Source organism: Bradyrhizobium sp. SZCCHNRI2009, assembly GCF_032485115.1.
Lineage (GTDB): Bacteria > Pseudomonadota > Alphaproteobacteria > Rhizobiales > Xanthobacteraceae > Bradyrhizobium.
In genome coordinates this window covers 195691-212780 of record NZ_JAUEUH010000010.1, presented here as the reverse complement: position 1 = coordinate 212780, position 17090 = coordinate 195691, and the positions used below count along the sequence as shown (strand labels likewise).

The 17090-nt window shown below is 58.4% G+C and carries 13 protein-coding genes and 2 pseudogenes; 7 read left to right on the top strand and 8 right to left on the bottom strand.

Annotated elements, in window-relative coordinates; genetic code table 11:
* The first annotated feature begins 154 nt into the window (after positions 1–154).
* Both QX041_RS29845 and QX041_RS29840 read left to right on the top strand, forming a co-directional pair.
* A complete protein-coding gene (locus QX041_RS29845; RefSeq protein WP_316167515.1) occupies positions 155–1198 on the top strand; it encodes a hypothetical protein in 1044 nt (347 codons plus the stop codon).
* Between the two features lie 1224 nt (positions 1199–2422).
* On the top strand, positions 2423–2818 hold the full coding sequence (locus QX041_RS29840; protein ID WP_316167514.1) for a hypothetical protein: 396 nt from the start codon (positions 2423–2425) through the stop codon (positions 2816–2818).
* Between the two features lie 278 nt (positions 2819–3096).
* On the opposite strand, the pseudogene QX041_RS29835 reads toward QX041_RS29840, so the two are convergent.
* Positions 3097–3997: pseudogene (locus tag QX041_RS29835) on the bottom strand (IS3 family transposase); the annotation flags it as partial.
* Positions 3990–4447: pseudogene (locus QX041_RS29830) on the bottom strand (transposase); the annotation flags it as partial. The pseudogenes QX041_RS29835 and QX041_RS29830, both read right to left, overlap by 8 nt.
* Before the next feature lie 789 nt (positions 4448–5236).
* Between QX041_RS29830 and QX041_RS29825 the strand changes: the two are divergent.
* The 5 genes from QX041_RS29825 to QX041_RS29810 all read left to right on the top strand — a co-directional run bounded on the left by QX041_RS29825 (position 5237) and on the right by QX041_RS29810 (position 10653).
* A complete protein-coding gene (locus QX041_RS29825; RefSeq protein ID WP_316167513.1) occupies positions 5237–6373 on the top strand; it encodes an ATP-dependent nuclease in 1137 nt (378 codons plus the stop codon).
* On the top strand, positions 6321–7238 hold the full coding sequence (locus QX041_RS29820) for an ATP-dependent endonuclease (RefSeq protein ID WP_316167511.1): 918 nt from the start codon (positions 6321–6323) through the stop codon (positions 7236–7238). Before QX041_RS29825 ends, QX041_RS29820 begins: the two co-directional genes overlap by 53 nt.
* 1 nt (position 7239) lies before the next feature.
* Positions 7240–9108, top strand: a complete 1869-nt coding sequence (locus tag QX041_RS29815; protein WP_316167510.1) for an ATP-dependent helicase — start codon at positions 7240–7242, stop codon at positions 9106–9108.
* Between the two features lie 952 nt (positions 9109–10060).
* Complete coding sequence (locus tag QX041_RS34435) at positions 10061–10405, top strand: DUF6527 family protein (protein WP_410051900.1); 345 nt, start codon at positions 10061–10063, stop codon at positions 10403–10405.
* Positions 10406–10440: 35 nt separating this feature from the next.
* Positions 10441–10653: a hypothetical protein gene (locus QX041_RS29810; RefSeq protein ID WP_316167509.1), complete on the top strand. Its 213-nt coding sequence runs from the start codon at positions 10441–10443 to the stop codon at positions 10651–10653.
* Between the two features lie 426 nt (positions 10654–11079).
* Here QX041_RS29810 and QX041_RS29805 read toward each other — a convergent pair whose 3' ends face one another.
* From QX041_RS29805 to QX041_RS29780, 6 genes are all read right to left on the bottom strand, one after another.
* A complete protein-coding gene (locus tag QX041_RS29805) occupies positions 11080–11706 on the bottom strand; it encodes a GAF domain-containing protein (RefSeq protein WP_316159595.1) in 627 nt (208 codons plus the stop codon).
* A gap of 90 nt (positions 11707–11796) precedes the next feature.
* Positions 11797–12660: an ABC transporter permease gene (locus tag QX041_RS29800; RefSeq protein ID WP_315754067.1), complete on the bottom strand. Its 864-nt coding sequence runs from the start codon at positions 12658–12660 to the stop codon at positions 11797–11799.
* 2 nt (positions 12661–12662) lie between these two features.
* Positions 12663–13703, bottom strand: coding sequence for a PotD/PotF family extracellular solute-binding protein (locus tag QX041_RS29795; RefSeq protein ID WP_315754065.1), 1041 nt, complete (start codon positions 13701–13703; stop codon positions 12663–12665).
* A gap of 5 nt (positions 13704–13708) precedes the next feature.
* Complete coding sequence (locus tag QX041_RS29790; protein ID WP_315754063.1) at positions 13709–14779, bottom strand: ABC transporter ATP-binding protein; 1071 nt, start codon at positions 14777–14779, stop codon at positions 13709–13711.
* Positions 14779–15507, bottom strand: a complete 729-nt coding sequence (locus QX041_RS29785; RefSeq protein ID WP_315754154.1) for an ABC transporter permease — start codon at positions 15505–15507, stop codon at positions 14779–14781. The genes QX041_RS29790 and QX041_RS29785 overlap by 1 nt, the downstream gene beginning before the upstream one ends.
* Before the next feature lie 128 nt (positions 15508–15635).
* Positions 15636–17012, bottom strand: a complete 1377-nt coding sequence (locus QX041_RS29780) for a M24 family metallopeptidase (protein WP_315754061.1) — start codon at positions 17010–17012, stop codon at positions 15636–15638.
* Positions 17013–17090 lie beyond the last annotated feature (78 nt).

Here is a 17090-nt window from a genome sequence, read left to right as displayed (position 1 = left end):
ACCGTGTCCAAGACCTCAGCCGACGCATTCACACGCGCCCTTCGTTGCTGCATTATCTGGTAGTTAAGGCCCCCTTTGGCTGAGTCGGCGACTTCACCCAGCGGACCAGGATCGGGGACCTGGGTTACCTCTAGAACCGACTTGTGAGGGAAAAATGGGGTTGGGGCATCTTTGGGCAGGACGTGCGTTCGGCACCAACATTGGAAACCTTTTCGTCAAACTGGAAGGCGATGACCGAGCTCTGACAGGGACCCTGCATTTCAACGAACAGGGTGTCGGTCTGGTGGTGTACGCTGTCGGAGGTGCCTTCGACGGCAGGCGGCTAACACTGAGTGGAAAGCCGCAGACGAAGATTGAAGGCTTGACGTTTGGGGACCTGAAAACGGACGCTGCTCTTAATCCCAAAGGCAATCTGGAGGGTCAGTGGGAGACCGAAATAGGTTCGGCCGGGACCTTCGTTCTCTTCCCCCACGATGCTTCACAACCTGCAGCAAGCGGCAGCGAAGCAACGCCCGATCAGCTCCACACCGCTAGGCATCATTTCGGTGCAATTGGCATCGATCGCCAGCAACTCACCACACTTGCTGAAACGATCCAACGCGATTTTAGGAGCGCGCAAGTCGTGGTTACGGTTGTCGCTGGCACGGAACAGTCGCGCTTCTTGAACGATTTCAAGTCGCTCAACCTCAGTACGGAACAAGCAACGGCTGTGAAGCTCTTCGTCCAAGAGCCAGACCGAGGCAATGTAAATAAGGTGGTGTCTGTCGAATTGGGCCCTCAGGTGAACACCGTCATGACGCAGGGAGCAGACGAGGCGTGGGTGCTTGGAGAACTAGAATTACTAAAGCAAACACTCCGAAACTTGGAACACACCTACACCACAAATTTCAAACGGCTAGGCTTTGGCATCAATCAGCTGCTTTTTGTGGGTGCAATCATATTTATACCTAGTTTGGGAAACTTGCGAGATAGGGCAGTTCTGATGATTGGGGTTCTGGTGCTAGTTTATATAGTAAACTGGCTCCACGGGCGATTTCTCCCGTTCGCAGCAATTTATCTCGGCAAACGGCCCCCTAGCTTTGTCGCTCGCGCGACGCCAACTGTTGTTTCCTGGCTCATCTCCGCGACGGCTGGAATAGTCGCCACTCTCCTTGCGGCATATCTCCAGGGGATGTTAAGTGGTTGGATACCCAAGTAGGAGTCGACCCTCGCTTTTCATTTGTGGCGCGAGCCTCGCGATCGGGTGGTTAGATGAAGCGCGGTGCGAAGCATATATTCCATCAAACTGCACTTACCGAGCGCATAGCCGGTATCTCTCCCCCTAAGCGTTAGACGGACGCGCTCGATTCCTTCAAACCTTCGGCCATGCGAGTTTCGACCGGGCAGCGGACGATTGGAATCGTACGCACACGACGATGGCCGCCAGATTGGCACGTGCGCGTGAAAGCGGCGAGTTCTATGATGGCTGGGCGTTGCGTGAAGCCCAGGCTGCCTGCTGATCGATGGGTTTGTCGGCTTTGCGCAGGAAGTTCCATTCCATCCGACGGCAGTTAGAGTCTCGGGGGTTGCAGTCAAGTGGCGTGGGCGGGCAAGGGACGAGCGGCGAAGCTTTCGGGGTTGCGTAGCCGAACCGCGCGGAGCGGGCGAGTTCACCGTGCTCATGACGTACTGAGTTTCATAGTTCGTTGCCTGTTGCGAATGGCGCTGACCGCTCCTGATCCCTTTCGATGACTCTGACAGACACCCTGTCTAATAGACTCTTGACAAAGCCGTGTTCGGGCTATGATTATTACAACCTTTCAAAGGAGATTTTTCGATGCGAGCTGCGATTGTTGCCGCGGCTGGAGTTCTAGCTCTGCTCATGGCGGAAAGCGCGCACGCACAAAATTGCATGTACGTCGATCCTGGGTGCCCTAGCATCTGCGATGCTCAGTACCAGGCATGCATGAGGGCTCCGAGCGCCACGGCAAGATGTGACCAGGCAGCGAATGCTTGTCGAGCTCGTTGCGAGCGAAGATGTACCCCGCCCCCTCCGAATGCACAGAATCCTCGGTAGACGAACTTTCCATGCGAAACGTAATTATTGCAAGCTTAGTATATACTGGGATTTGCGGCCTGGAGCCAGCCACCGCTCAGATCGGAACCGCAGTAGTTGATTGCCTCTGTGACAATGGCGATTCATTCGCGGGTCATCGCTACGGGTCGCCGCCCTTCTGGCTGCAGTGGTGTCATGGATACAACGGAAAGAAGGTGTTGATCACAGCCTCTCGTGCATGTGAGCACCTTGGCGCGTGCGCGGTGCGAAGCGTACAGGGAACGATCGCGATTACGTTGCAGAGCTGCGCCGAGAATCCGAACTTTATCTATAAGTGGTCCTTGCAGGGGCCGGCAGCTAGGTAGACTAATAGATTTGGAGAACCGCGTGAAAAAGCCGCTTTTCCTCGCAATTGTGGCGACTCTCGTGCTTGCAAATGCCAACTTTGCGCAGGCCGATACTTTCGTTCCGAATGGGCGGACGCACGCCTTCGCCAATATGGACACACAGCAATTCTGCACTGCCTGGATTTCACCTGAAGGTGGTGGAAATTATTTGATCGCGCTCAACTGCGATAACGGGCAACAGTGGAACGCATTCCACTACAATATGCGTGTGATCTTCCGGAATCAGGAAAAAATTCTTCGGGTCGAACAATTCGACGTATCTCTTCTGCCGCGAGGCCCCGGACGAAACAGCACGGATTCCCCTAGCCGGATCGTGTATTTAGGCGACATTGTCGACGATATCCAAAACGTTCTGCTTGAAGGAATCAGGTTCTAGCTTACGCACATGGGCAAGGCCGCGGGATTGTCGCACGCGCGCGGGTAAGGCGAGCTCTATGATGGCGTTGCGTGAGGTTCAGGCGGCCTGCTGATCGGCGGGCTGGTCGGCTTGGCGCAAGCGTTTCCATTCCCAGGGCAGCAGTTCGTTCAGACGCGAGGCGGGAAGATCGGCGATACCGACCTTGCTCCCAAGTTTTACCCAGGTCTGAGTTCGTTCGGGCGGTTGGTTGAAGTGCTCCCCGAAACTAGGCCAGCCGATGCTGGAATTTTCCGGGGTTAGGCTCGTGCCGGCGGGGGCGCCGGTGAGCCAGTCAACAGCGAAATCGGCGGCTTGTTGCCGATCGCGCTATGTGGCCGGACCTCGTTGTAGTCTCTACGCCAATCCTCCATTTTCTGCCGGGCGTCGTCAAGGCTCAGGAACCAGTGCGTGTTCAGGCACTCGTTTCGAAACTTGCCATTGAAGGATTCAATGAAGCTGTTGTCGGTCGGCTTGCCTGGTCTGGAGAAGTCGAGAATGACATTCTTCTGGTAAGCCCAGATGTGGAGATCGCGGGAGATGAACTCCGACCCCTGATCGACGCGAATCGTCTTGGGGTAGCCAACAGACTTGCAGACGCGTTCCAAGGTCAGCACGACGTCCTCGCCTCGATAGCTGAAGCGCGGATCGACGGCTGGTGAAAAGCGACTGAAGGTATCGACGATCGTAAGAACCCGGATCTTGCGACCGGTGGCGAGCTGATCGTGAACGAAATCCATCGCCCAGGTCTCGTTGATCTGACACGCGTCGGTACGGTCCTCGCGCAGCTTGGCCTTGACGCGACGCCTCGGCGTTTTATTGCGCAGTTGCAGGCCTAATTCCCTATAGAGACGATAGACGCGCTTGACGTTGACGGCCCAACCGTCACGTTGCAGCAGGACGTGGACACGGCGATACCCGTACCTCACCCGTGTCTGGCAGACGTCCTTGATCCGATTCTTGAGGGCGGCCTGGTCGCCGCGCTTGGACTTGTAGACGTACAGTGCGCGATCAATCCGAAGCGTCGAACAGGCTCGCCTGATCGAGACCTTCCAGTCGTGTCGCACCTTGTCGACAAGCTCGCGCTTGCGGCCAGGCCTCAGAGCTTTTTGAGAGTACATCCTGAAGCATCGCCTTATCCAGGGACAGGTCGGCGACGATAGCCGAAGCGGCGGCGCTCATGGGCGATCGCCCTCATGCGCTGCCGCAGCCCGGCATCATCGGCCCGGCTCGTCCGATATCTGATCGTCATGCGACAACAGCCGATGGCTTTACACGCCCGCCGTTCGCTCATCCCGTGAACGCCCACGAGATGTGCGACAGCTTTCCGCTTCGCCGCGGGCGTCACCACTTCTTTCCCAGGAGATCCTTCAGGGCGACATTGTCCAGCATGGCGTCCGCCAGCAGCCGCTTGAGCCGCGTGTTCTCGTCCTCCGGCGTCTTCAGCCGCTTGGCCTCCGAGACGTCCATTCCGCCGAACTTGGCCTTCCACTTGTAGATGCTGGCGTCGCTCACGCCATGCTTGCGGCACAGATCGTCGACCGGAACGCCAGCCTCGTGCTCCTTCAAAATCCCAATGATCTGCTCTTCCGTAAAGCGGCTGCGCTTCATGCTCTGGTCCTCGTTGGGCCAGAACGAACTTCAAACTGGATTGAGCCCGAGGGGCAAGGTCAGTCGATCTCTACTGGTCCATCCAGACAGGTAGAAAGCTTTGACCGTGACGGAGAAGCTTTGGCTGCGAAGACAAAGAGCTCAAATGGCGAGGTCGTGGATGAGAGGCGTGTGTCGGCAGCCCCGCCGCGGCTTGGAGCGTCGGTGACCGAACGCCAAGAATCCAATAGGCGTAGATGGTCAGTACTGGCTCGCTCGGACCGGCGGCCCGGCGCCGTTCTAACAAAAGCTAACCAGGTCCGTCCGTCCCGGTCTTTAGACCCGGACGGCAAGCGAGTTATAATAAAAGTGGTTGCGGGGACCTGCACCCTGCCCGTCGGCGAGACCGGGTACCGGGGGGGGGGGTGCAAGAAGAAAATCGGCAGGGGGACCGCCCGGTCTGCAGGGAGCCTGCGACCGAAGATCGGGGGATGCCGATTTTGTTCTTGAAGGGGGTGTAGGGCAGAGCCCTCGGCCTCCCCTCAGCGCGAGGGATCGAAGCCGAAGGCCGAGACGCGTCCGCGGCTCGGTTCACGAGAGCCCGGTCCGCTCACGCGGACGCGCCGGCAAACGTCGCCCCTCGGCAGGACCGAACGCCTGCGAGGAAACGCGGCCTCAGGACCTCGAAGCCAAAAATGGAGATGGCACTGGTGCAAAACAGCATGACTCCATGCTATGCATCCTGTCGTTGCATCGAAAGGCCGACACGGAATACTTTCAACAGCATGATTTCTTGATTTCGCACATTCCATGCATATAGAATCCGTAACACTTCAAAATTTTCGCTGCTTTGGAACCGAGCCTACGACGGTAACTCTGGGCGAGGATCTTACGGCACTCATAGGCGCAAACGGTTCAGGCAAAAGCGCTTTTATCGAAGCTCTTCGACGTCTCTTCGGCGTTACCCGCGAGGAACGCACGCTAAGTAGAGCCGACGTTCATTTTGGTCCTGACGAAAAGCCAGAAACGGTAGATAGCCGGGAAGTCGTGATCGACGTCGTCTTCGCATTTCATGAACTGACTGGAGGTGACGCAGCCGCCGCGAGCGCTGTCCCTGATGTATTCCGAGTTATGACCGCTGCGGGTCCGGGAGAGCCGCTAAAGGCAAGGCTCCGTCTGGAAGCCCTGTGGAAGCGCGGCGAAAGCTTTGTCGATGAAATCGATGTCACCCTCTACTGGGTTATGACCCTGTCAGACGTAGCCTTCGGAGACGAGGGGGGTGCAGGCCTAGACAAGCAGAAAGTCAGCAGCGCAGATCGCACCAAAATACAGCTTGTGTACGTTCCGGCAACCCGCAATGGCGCGGCAGTAACGCGCCAGGCATTGAGACAGCTCCTCCGACGAATTGAGCGTAGCGGTGACTTTGGGAACGAGACCGAGGAGGATGTTCAAGAGATCAGCGAGGATCTCCAGGAAACGATCGATGCGCTTCCTGCGCTTCAATGGGTGACGGAACGCTTGAAGCGAAATTGGGGAACGCTGCACAATGCGGCACATCTCAGAACGCCGCGTCTCGTGGTTATTTCACAGGAGTTTACGCAACTACTGCGTAGCTTAACGGCGAAACTGTCGCCGACTCCTGATGGACGCGAACGAGGCCTTGAGGAACTGAGCGAAGGTCTAACCTCGCTGTTTTTCTTGGCGTTAGCGGCGACGTTAGCGCAGCTAGAAACGGAGCTCGCAGGGACACCTCCGAAAGGATTTGGGGCGCTGGATACCTCACCTGCCGCTCTAACCATCTACGCGGTCGAGGAACCTGAAAACCACTTGGCACCTTTTTATCTTTTCGCGCCTTGTCAATCTCTTGGGCGAGCTATGCGCAGGTCATCAAGCCATGGGGATTATTACAAGCCATGCACCTGGCGTGATGCGCAGGATCGGACCTGAGTGGGTTCGCCATTTCCGTCTCGATCCAGAATCGTTGGTTACACGAGTTAATGCGCTCCGCCTTCCAGAGGATGACGGTGAGGCTGCCAAATTCGTCCGCGAAGCAGTCTTGGCGCAGCCTGAAATCTATTTCGCAAGCCTGGTTATTCTTGGAGAAGGCGATAGCGAAGAGATCATCATTCCCCGAGTTGCGAAAGCTCTCGGCGTTGATCTTGATCCCTCTTTCATCGCGTTTGCCCCGCTCGGGGGACGTCACGTCAATCACTTCTGGCGGCTGCTGGAGGATCTGGACATTCCGGTTCTGACATTGCTCGACTTCGACCTTGGTCGCCACAATGCCGGGCCGCTGCGTTTGAAGTATGCATACGACCAACTAAACGAAATCTCTGATCCGGAACCGCCAGAGGGCATCCGCGGCGACCCAGAGCAAACGTCCTACTGGAGAACTCGTCGGCAGAAGGGCATTAGAACTTGGCGCCGTTGGCTTGCGAGGCACAGAGTTTTCTTTTCGTATCCTCTCGATCTCGATTTAATGATGATCCAGGCATTTCCTGACGCTTACGATGTTTCCGAGGCAGAAATCCCGTCGGATACCGCCAAGGTTGAAGCGTCGGTCTTTGGAAAAGGAGACGGTCTTGCCGAGTACGAAAAGCGAGCACTTGGATACCACCATCCATCAATAGAAGAGCTAGTTACGTACGACCGGCTCTTTAAAAAGCGCGGCAAACCCGGATCGCACATCGAAGCGCTTGCGACGCTCTCGGACGAAGATCTCAAGGAGAATTGTCCGCGCCCGCTCAAGAATCTCGTCAATCGAGCTAGGTCAATCCTGCGCCGTCGAGCGGGCAACAATGAGGAGGCCTAGCGTGAGCCGCCTGATACGTCCGGAAGCCTGGCAACCAAGCGATGGCATTCGCCTTGAGGACGCTGCGCGGCGTGTCGTTATGTCCACGCAGAATCGAAGCGTTATTGCCGGACCGGGAGCAGGCAAGACAGAGCTGCTCGCGCAGCGTGCCCTCTATCTTCTGCAAACGGGTTTATGCAAGCCGCCTCAACGGATTTTGGCAATCAGCTTCAAGCGTGACGCGGCGAAGACACTCAAGGATCGCGTGTCCCGCCGCTGCTCGCCCGAGCAAGCTCAACGTTTCGATTCGTACACTTTCGATGCCTTTGCAAAAAGCCTAGTTGATCGATTCATAGCCGTCACGCCCGAGTGGTGTAGACCCCCGCGCGACTACCGTATCGTATTTCCACGCCGCAACGATTGGCTTGATTTCATCCGAGGCCTTGAGCCACCAAGGCGCTTGGGTGGGATGGCTGCGGCCCAAGCTCTTCAGAGCGAAGCTATTGAGCGGTGGGGGCCGTTGCCACTCATTCTTGAGGAGCCTACTGAGATACTTCCCTGGGTAGCCGTCGAGTGGTGGCGAACCAGTCTGGGCGACCGACACCCAGGACTTACCTTCGCGATGATCTCGCGTTTGGCGGAAGCCATACTCTCGCATAATCCTCAGATCTTGAAGGCTCTTCAGTTGACGTACTCGCACGTCTTTCTGGATGAATTTCAAGATACGACCCGCGCACAGTTTCGATTTATCACTACCGGATTTGCGCGATCGCGCGCCGTACTGACGGCGGTTGGCGACACTAAGCAGCGGATCATGACATGGGCGGGTGCAGAATCTGAAGTGTTTACATGGTTTGAGGAGCAGTTTCGCGCGAGGCGCGAGCGGCTGCAACTTAATTATCGTTCTAATCGTCGTATCGTTCAGATAATAAATGATCTGGTGCGCGAGATTGAACCTGATGCCGTCAATACGCTGTGCGCGCGGCCAGATGAAGAAGTGCCAGCAGATGCTGCCGCATTTTGGATTTTCGACACGGACGAAGACGAGTGCAATTATCTCGCAGATGTCATTGCCAACGATATTGATCGCGGCTTAAAGCCAGACGACTTCGTCCTGCTGGTGCGCGTTCGGGCCGATCAAGCTGAAGCACGACTGCGCGATGCGTTTGCGGCGCATAACTTGCGGCTTCGCAACGAGGCCCGCCTAATACGGGGGATCGCGATACAGGAACTCGTAACGGACGATCTCGTTGGGTTACTGTTGGGTTTGATTAGGCTAGCTCTTGGGGTCCGCGGGCACGACATCTACACAGCGGTCCAGCAGTCGCTGGAGGCCATACTTGGGACGGATTTTGAAAACCCGTCTGATATCAAGCATCTCGATTCAACATTGCGCCGAATCATTGGGGGTATTAGGAACCTAACCCACGCGCCACCGGCACAAGCTGATTTTAGCGCGCTTATTAGATACATTGTTGGAGAGTTGGGACTAGCTCCCATCAGGCGTGTTTTTCGACAGTACGAGAACGACACGTATTTCAATGATGTGCAAGAAGCGCTGGCTGATCTATTTTCCGAATTCGGGTCAGAAGCAGATAGCTGGCCCGCGCTGGTCGACGCCGCAGAAGGCAGAGGCCAAGTCAGGCTAATGACTGTTCATAAGAGTAAGGGCCTGGAGTACCACACGGTGATATTCGTCGGTCTCCATCAAAACGCATTCTTCGGCTATCGCAACAACCGTGAAGAAGAGACGAATGCATTCTTTGTTGCGCTCTCGCGCGCACGAGAGCGAGTGTACTTTACTCGCTCGAAACAAGGCGGTGGCGTTCGCGAAATCCAAGGCCTCGTGGACCTGTTGACGAACGCTGCCGTGCCAATCGTCGAGTTTTAGGCCGAGCATAGCATCGGTTGCTCATCCCGGATCAGCCACACGCCAACGCGCGGCGGGCAGTCGAATGCGGATTGTAGTGTGGGGGTGGGAGGACGTCGAGGACGCTGCAGCTAGAGACCCAGAGGCATGGCGGATCATTGATCCTACGTTCAATCCCGATGCTGAACGTGCACGAGCTGAGGCGCGAGAAGGCTTCAGGGAGGTGACCGAACAGTTGCGGGCCCTACGGAAACCTGGGAGATTGCTCGGCGAGATCAAAATCCCGGCCCGCCGCTATCACCTCCTTTCGGAGAGGGACGTCCGCGCCTAGTATTCTACGACTACGATGTTGAATTCTCTGGCCGCGAGACTGAGCTCGCGGAATTGCGCGCATTTGCGTCGGCGCGCGCGAGCGTTACCGCCGACTTCGCATGGTGGCTTTGGTCCGGATCAGGTGGACAGGGGAAAACGCGCCTCGCCGTCAGATTTTGCGGTGAGGTCATGGAGAAAATGTGGCCATGCGGCTTCCTCCCCCAATCGACAAAGTACGAAGCTTGGAACACCAGGACGGTGACAAGGCCGCCCCTGATCGTCATCGATCATCTCGCGTCCAGAGCAGAGGAGTGGCGACAACAAGGACCTTAACTCAAATGCCTTGCTCGAGAAGATGGTTGTCGGCACCAAACCAGAGGCATTTTACACGGTCGGGAATGACGTTCATCTTGTGGTTCCCGAGGCCCAGTGACTGCCTTACCTCATTTTCACCATTCCCCGTTTTGGGCAGGCGCACTTCGACCTGAGAGGGACGGAACAAGGAATTTCAATAGATCACTACAACGAGGCGATAGCAATCAACGACCCGATTGTGATCTCCCAGGATGCTGAACTGCTCACGCACTCCGCATCTCAATAAGGGCAAGCTCGTGGGCCGCGGCGGCACCGGTCCCCTGCTTGGACTGCCGGAGCTCAGCCTATGACGCTCTGGCATCAGATTGTTGAACTTTGGCTCTGGCTTCTGACATGGCTAGGACTGCGAGCGCCGACCTACCGCGCGGAGCATGTTAGCGACGTTCCCGATAAGTATCGCGCCGAGCGGCTCTACGTGGTAGGAGAGGATGGCTATGCTTGGTCGGCCACGATGCTCTGCCCGTGCGGGTGTGGTAAGGTGTTGGAGATGAATTTGTTGCCGGATGCCCAGCCTTGCTGGACATTCACTGAGTCACCGGAAGGCCTTGCCACGCTCCACCCGTCAGTCTGGTTGAAGACGGACTGCGAAGCTCACTTGTTGCTACAGAATGGCAAAGTGCGTTGGGCTTGAGTATCTCTGCACCGTCACCTCGAACGGACCGTTAAATGCCGAAGCACTATCCGAAAGGACTTGATGGTCGCATGCGCGATCAGGACGGCGAGATCCGTAAGAAGCGCTCCGATACCCTCGTCGGCACCCTGCGCGACGAGTATGGCGATAAGGTCGCGAAGGGCTATCGTGCCGACACCAAGCTCGGCACCGTGCTCAAGAAAGAAGGGCTCGAAAGTCTCGATCAGTTGCTCAAGAAGAGCCGGTAGCTTCGTCGACGATGGGTCGCGGTGGCTCGACCTAGCCTCGCGGAAGATACTGGCCGACGGCAAAGGGCGCGCCATGCTTCCAAAGCCGCTCGCGGCCTTTTGGGGGGAGCGAAGACGCTGGGTGCGTCAACGGATGCTCGCACCGTCGCGCAGTCTCCAAGGGGGTATCGAACCCCGGCTTCGGCCTTGTGAGGGCACATGCCAAAAATGTTGGCACTTTTGTTGGTATGTTCCTATTCAACATGAGGCCATGTTGTTGATCTTTAGTCGATTTATCTCGCTATTATGGCGGCTGCCGGGCCCACCACGCTTCGTCCTTCGGGCTACGCGTGGCGCAGCCATGCGGAGACCGAGGAGCGAGAGAAAGCGAAGACGGACTGTCGCCGAAGTCGGCTTCCGCGCCAGAAATGCCGACGCAAGCGTTCGTCACTTCCAGCCGCGCACAATATCGAGGAGGGCCGGAGCCGACAGTGCAGCGAAGGCACCGATCGCGGCGACCTTGTGCTCGTCATACCATCCGGCCTGGTGAAGTAAATTGAGCGATCCGATTGTCTTTCCGTTCCAGCGCACGGGATAGTTGACGGCACTTTCGCAGCCGAGCGACCGGATAAGCTCATGATCGAAGAATGCGCGCTTCATGTCTTCGTAGTCGTAGCAGATGCGCGGCTTACCGGTCAGCACGATCTCCTTGTAGAATGCGCTTGATCGATCGATGGGCTTGCTTCCGCCGACGGGATAGGCCCCTGGCTGGTTGGAATAGTAGCGCTGGTTCTGCCCGACATCCTCGTTGAGCACCAGAACGGTGAACAGCTTGTGTCCAACCGTTTGCGCCAACGCGAGGTTGAGGCTGGCCAGAATGACATTGGGCTGCCCCGGCTCTGTCCCCGCCCGCGCAACCTCGTCTATCGCAGCCAGACGAACCTTCGAATCAGGCGCGATGCTCGCCTCCGTCGCGGCCCGAGCTGAACCGCATATCGGCGTCGCAAGAACCGTCCCCAGTCCTCCTGTCAATAGGCCACGGCGCGCGAAGACCGGTGAGCTGATCGACAGCATTGCGTATCTCCTTTCCATCAAAAATTGACAATAGAAGCTTCTCTCCCGAGAGGCGCCAACGACCGCGGAGCGGAATCCAGATTGAAACATTCACGCCGGCGCAAGTCGCTCCGGCGGAGCACGAGACAGCTTGCCGTAGCGCCGAGCGAAACCAACGCTCCCGAGCACGGTGAAGGCCATGGTGAAGATCAGAAGCAAGAACGCCAACGCCGCTCCCATCGGCCAGTTGTTGCTCCTTATGAACTGGTCGTACACGGCAGGCGCCATCATCTTGAACCTGGGACCGCCCAGGAGAACCGCAGTCGCGTAGGTGTTCATGCACAGAACGAACACAAGCGTGCATCCAGCTGCGACGCCCGGCAGCGCGAGCGGAAGAACGATGCGCCGAAAGACCACGACCGGGGACGCTCCGAGGTTGGCGGCCGCTTCTTCCAATTGGAGGGGAATACTCTCGATCACCGACGAAATGGTTATGATCATGTACGGCAACACCACCGCAATGATGCCGAATACGACCGCTTTCGGCGTATATATGAGTTGCATAGGCTGTGCGATCAGACCCAGCCGCGCAAGTCCCCAGTTGATGAGACCGTCGCGATCGAGCAATGCCATCCAGCCCGCGGACCGGACCACGTTGCCCACAAGCAGGGGAAACAGAGTAGCGATCAGAACGATGCTCTTCCACCGGCTCTCGATGCGTCCCAGCCAATAGGCTGCCGGAAATGCGATGATGAGCGTGACCATCGTACACAGCAGCGCAATGCCAAGCGTCGTGAGAACGATCTGCTGATAGTACGGATCGGTCGCTGCGCGTAGGTAGTTGCCGGCGGTCAGCGCCTCTACCATCATCTGCGTCGGACCTAGCTCGTTCAACGAGATCCTGAACATCAGAACGAGCGGACCGACGAGCAAGCCGAGAATGAGAAGACATGCGGGAACGAGCAGGATCGCCATGATCAGGCCTTGAACTGCTTGTTCCAGAAATCGAGGGTACGTTGCGAGCGCCCCGTCGAGTAGGCGTAGTCGAGCTTCAATAGCCTGGTCCGCTCCTCCTCGGTGAGAAGCACCTCCCGGGCAAGATCTTCCGGGAGCACCGCATCGCGCACCGTCGGGGCATATCCCATCCTTTCGGCGAAGCCCGTTTGCGCCTTGGCGTCCAGCATCGCATCGAGATAAGCGAAGGCTCCCGCCTTGTTCCTGGCGTTCCGGGGAATACCCGCCTCGAACACAACGGAAGGAGTTCCTTCCTTCGGCACCACATGGGCGAGGGGGATTCCGGCTTTCTTCCACATGAAGCCACGCGCCAGCCACATGATCGTGATCCAGACTTCCTCCGATTTGAGGCCCGCTGCCAGCGCTTCGTTGGACGGATATATCCTCGCGTCCAGTGACCGCAGCTCCAGGAGCTTCTTGTCGGCCGGCTCGAAATCGTTGACGCTTCCGCCGCCCGCGAGCGCTGCAGCAAGCGTGTTCGCCCCATAAAGAATATCGGAAAGCCCGACACGACCACGCCATTTCGGATCCCATAGATCCGCATATGACTGCGGCGGAACGGTCACCTTGGTCGGATTGTAGAGGATGACCTGCGCCGAGTAGATGTGCGGAATCGAATATCGCTTGCGCAACTCCGGAAACACGGCGTCAAGTCTGGACAGTTGCTCGGGCCGGATCTCCTCCAGGACCTCCGATTGCGACATCAGGTAGGCGTCCGTATCGGACAGGCAGGCTATCTCCATCGAGCCACGGCGGCTGCCTCGCTCGGCCAGCAACTTGGTCTTCCTGGGATCGACATTGGCGACGTCCTGAACGACCTCGACGCCCTTGACCGAAGCCAGCGGCTTGTCCAGGAGATCACCCAACAGCTGGCCGTAGTCGCCTCCCCATGTTCCTACCACGATGGGTCCATTCGCCGCTGCGACCGATCGGGGGTTGCCGAAGAGAAAGGTGGCTCCGGTGCCGCAGCCCAGCGATAGAAAGTTACGCCGTGAGTATCTCATCTTGCCTAATCCTTCGCGGTTTCGGGAATCAGCCGAGGAGCATCCATGTCCCAGCTCAGCGAGACCGGATCGTGCGGGCGCACTGAGAGCATCGGGTCGTCCCGGACCGGCGTTGAACGGGTAACGACCACCCGTTCCGCCTCGCCCAGCAGCACCTGGTACTCCGTCTGCGCGCCGAGATAAGTCACAGCCTCGAGCCGCCCCTGGATCGCCGCGCGATGGCCGGGCTCGATCGCGATGCGCTCGGGGCGGATGGCAATCGTGTCTGCCGTGGAACGTTCGTCCTGTCGTTTCCTGGACGGCAGCAGAAGACCGCCGCGCGTTCTGACGCGCTCATCGTCTTCCCGCCTCGCCGGCAACAGATTACAGCGTCCGACGAATTCGGCGACGAATGCATCGCAAGGTTCTTCATAGAGCTCGCGCGCGGAGCCCACCTGCCGAACCCGCCCTCCTTCCATCACGACCAGCCGATCGGCCATCGTCAGCGCTTCCTCTCTGTCGTGCGTGACGATCAAGGTCGTCAGGCCGAGCCGCTGCTGAAGCGCGCGGATCTCGGTACGGACCTCCGCCCGGAGCTTGGCATCGAGGTTGGAGAGTGGCTCGTCCAGCAGGAACAGCTTCGGGCTGATCGCGAGTGCGCGGGCAAGAGCGACACGTTGCTGCTGTCCTCCAGACATCTGTTTCGGGAAACGGTCGGCCAGATGTGACAGCCTGACGAGGTTCAACGCGTCCGCAATGCGCGGTGCGCGCTCCGCACGGCCAAGGCCGCGCATCTCCAGACCGAAGCCGACGTTCTCGGCAACGGTCATGTGCGGAAACAGCGCATAGGATTGAAACACGAGACCCGTTTCACGCGCATGCGGCGGGCTTCGTGTGATGTCGGTTTCCGCCAACAGCATTCGGCCGCTCGTCGGCGTCACGAAACCCGCGATCATGCGCAACGTGGTGGTCTTGCCGCAGCCCGATGGCCCGAGCAGCGCCACCATCTCCCCCTGAGCAATCTCTAGATTGAGATCATTCACCGCGACCGAGGCTCCAAACTGCTTCGTGAGCCGCTCGACTGTCAGCCTGGCCATCAAACAATCCTCGAAAGCTTCACGAATCGATCGGTTGCGAGCATGAGCGCGCCGACCAGCACAATCTGAGCCGTCGCCACGGCCGCGAGCGTCGGGTCCATGCGAAATTCCAAATAATTCAGCATGGCCACGGGCAACGTGATGCGTCCGGGCGCGACCAGGAGAAGCGTAAGATCCAGATTCTCGAAGCTCTGGATGAACGAGAACATGGCGGCGGCGACAATGCCCGGCCTCATCACCGGCAGCGTGATCCGCCGGAAGACCGTGAATGGTCCGGCTCCGAGATTTGCCGCAGCTTCCTCGATGGCTTGGTCGATACCTTGAAGGCTGGCGACGACCAGCCGCACCGTCCACGGGATGGTGAGCATAGTGTGGGCAGCCACCAGACCGGCCATCGTCCCCTTGATATCGGTGTCGAGGGCATCTTCGACGGCAACGTACGTCATATAGATTCCCGCACCGGTGACGACACCGGGCAAGGCCAAAGGGGCCAGCAGGAGCGCATTGATGCCACCCTTTGCCGGAAACTTCGAACGCACGAGCGGCAATGCAGCCGCAACCCCGATGGGAACCCCAACCGCGGTCGTCGCCAGCGCAATCTGGAGACTGGTCAGAAGCCCACGCGAAAACTCCGGCCTGGACCACGCGTTTTCGTACCAGCCCAGCGTCAAGCCATCCGCAGGAAAACTCACGATCTCCTGGGCGAAGAAACTTATCAGCACGATCATCGCCACCGGAGCGAACACCAAGAGGTATGCGCCGGCGACGCTCGCCGCGAAGACCAGGCGCCCAAGTCTCGGGTATCCCCGACCTGTCGAGGGTGACGATGCCAGACTTCGGAGTGCATCCTCGGACATCAATTGACGATCTGGCTCTTGATGTCTCTTGGCGCCTTGGTCAAGATCTCCGGCTGGCGCCCCACGACGACGGTGTCATCCATGCGGAAGCCCCCGAGACCATAGACATAGATGCCGGGCTCCGCCGAATACACTTCATTGTCCAGAAGGGGCCGATGGTTGAAGGCCATATCATGCGGGTACTCGTGACCGAGCAACCCCATTCCGTGGCCCGTTCGGTGACGAATGAAGCTGCCGCATCCAGCCTCTTCGATGATCTTCTGCGCGGCTGCATCGATCGATGACACCGGCGCACCCGTCACGGCCGCTGCTGATGCGGCTTCATTGGCCGCGCGAGCGACCTCGTAGTACTTGCGCTGATCCGGCGAAGGCTCGCCTGCAAACCAGGTGCGCTCGTTTTCGATCACGACGCCGTTCAGGCGCGGAATGACGATGTTGACCAGAACGTCGCTCTTGCCGATCTTCGCTCCGCATGAAGCACCGTCGCCATGCGGAGACGCCGATGCGGGACCGCTCAGCGTCCAGCACCTCAGCACTTCGAGATTTGCACCGGGAAAGCGCCGCGCCCCCTCCTCGACCATGCTGACCGCCATCTGACAGTCCAGCTCCTGGACCAGGCGGCCGGGCCTTATGTTTTCCCGGTAGCGATCCTGGATGTAGTCCGACAGCGAGGCTGCCTGCCGCATGATCTCGAGCTCCTCGGCATGCTTGACCCAGCGCATTGCCCGCATGTCCTCCAGACACGGGATCAGCTTGACCTCGGGCGACATTCCGGCGGCGCGGGCAAGACTAGGCTGGCTCGCATCAATACCGATGCGAGATGCCCTCAATCCGCAGCGACTCAACAGATCGTGGATCATCTCGGGAAGCTGAGGCAGCGAGAAGCCGCGCTCCGTCAGCTTCGGATGCTCGAAATAGAATTGCACGTCGTCGACCCAGAATTGCTCCCGCTCGCGCGCCATGCGGACGTGGTGCGTCGACAGTTCGTTCATGATCGCGCGCGGCTCGCCATCGAACGGCACGCAAACCAAGATCGGGCGCTCCCATGTCTGCACATCGACGTTGAAATTGGTCGCAAACTGAAAGAAGTCGGCGGTGGAGAACAGAAGCGCGTCGAGGCGATTTCGGGCCATGACGTCACGCATCAGTTTTCGTCGATAGTCCCAGACCGAACGGCTCAGAAACTTCATGATTCTCCAACTCTCCCAGTCGCGCGATCGATTGTCCCGGCTCATCGCCCAATCGACGCGGCCCGAACGCGGGGCCCCGCCCGCACCCGCGAACCTGCCTTCAAATGACGTTGGCATAATGGGTGTGAAGGGGCGAAAGCATCCGGCAGATTCCTGCTGAGACCGGCCAATTCCTGCTTTTTTCACCCAAGGGATCGTCGCGTTCTTCCCTGCAATATGCTTCCGCCGAAGGCGCACGCGCCGGTCGAATGGCCGTTTCGTGCG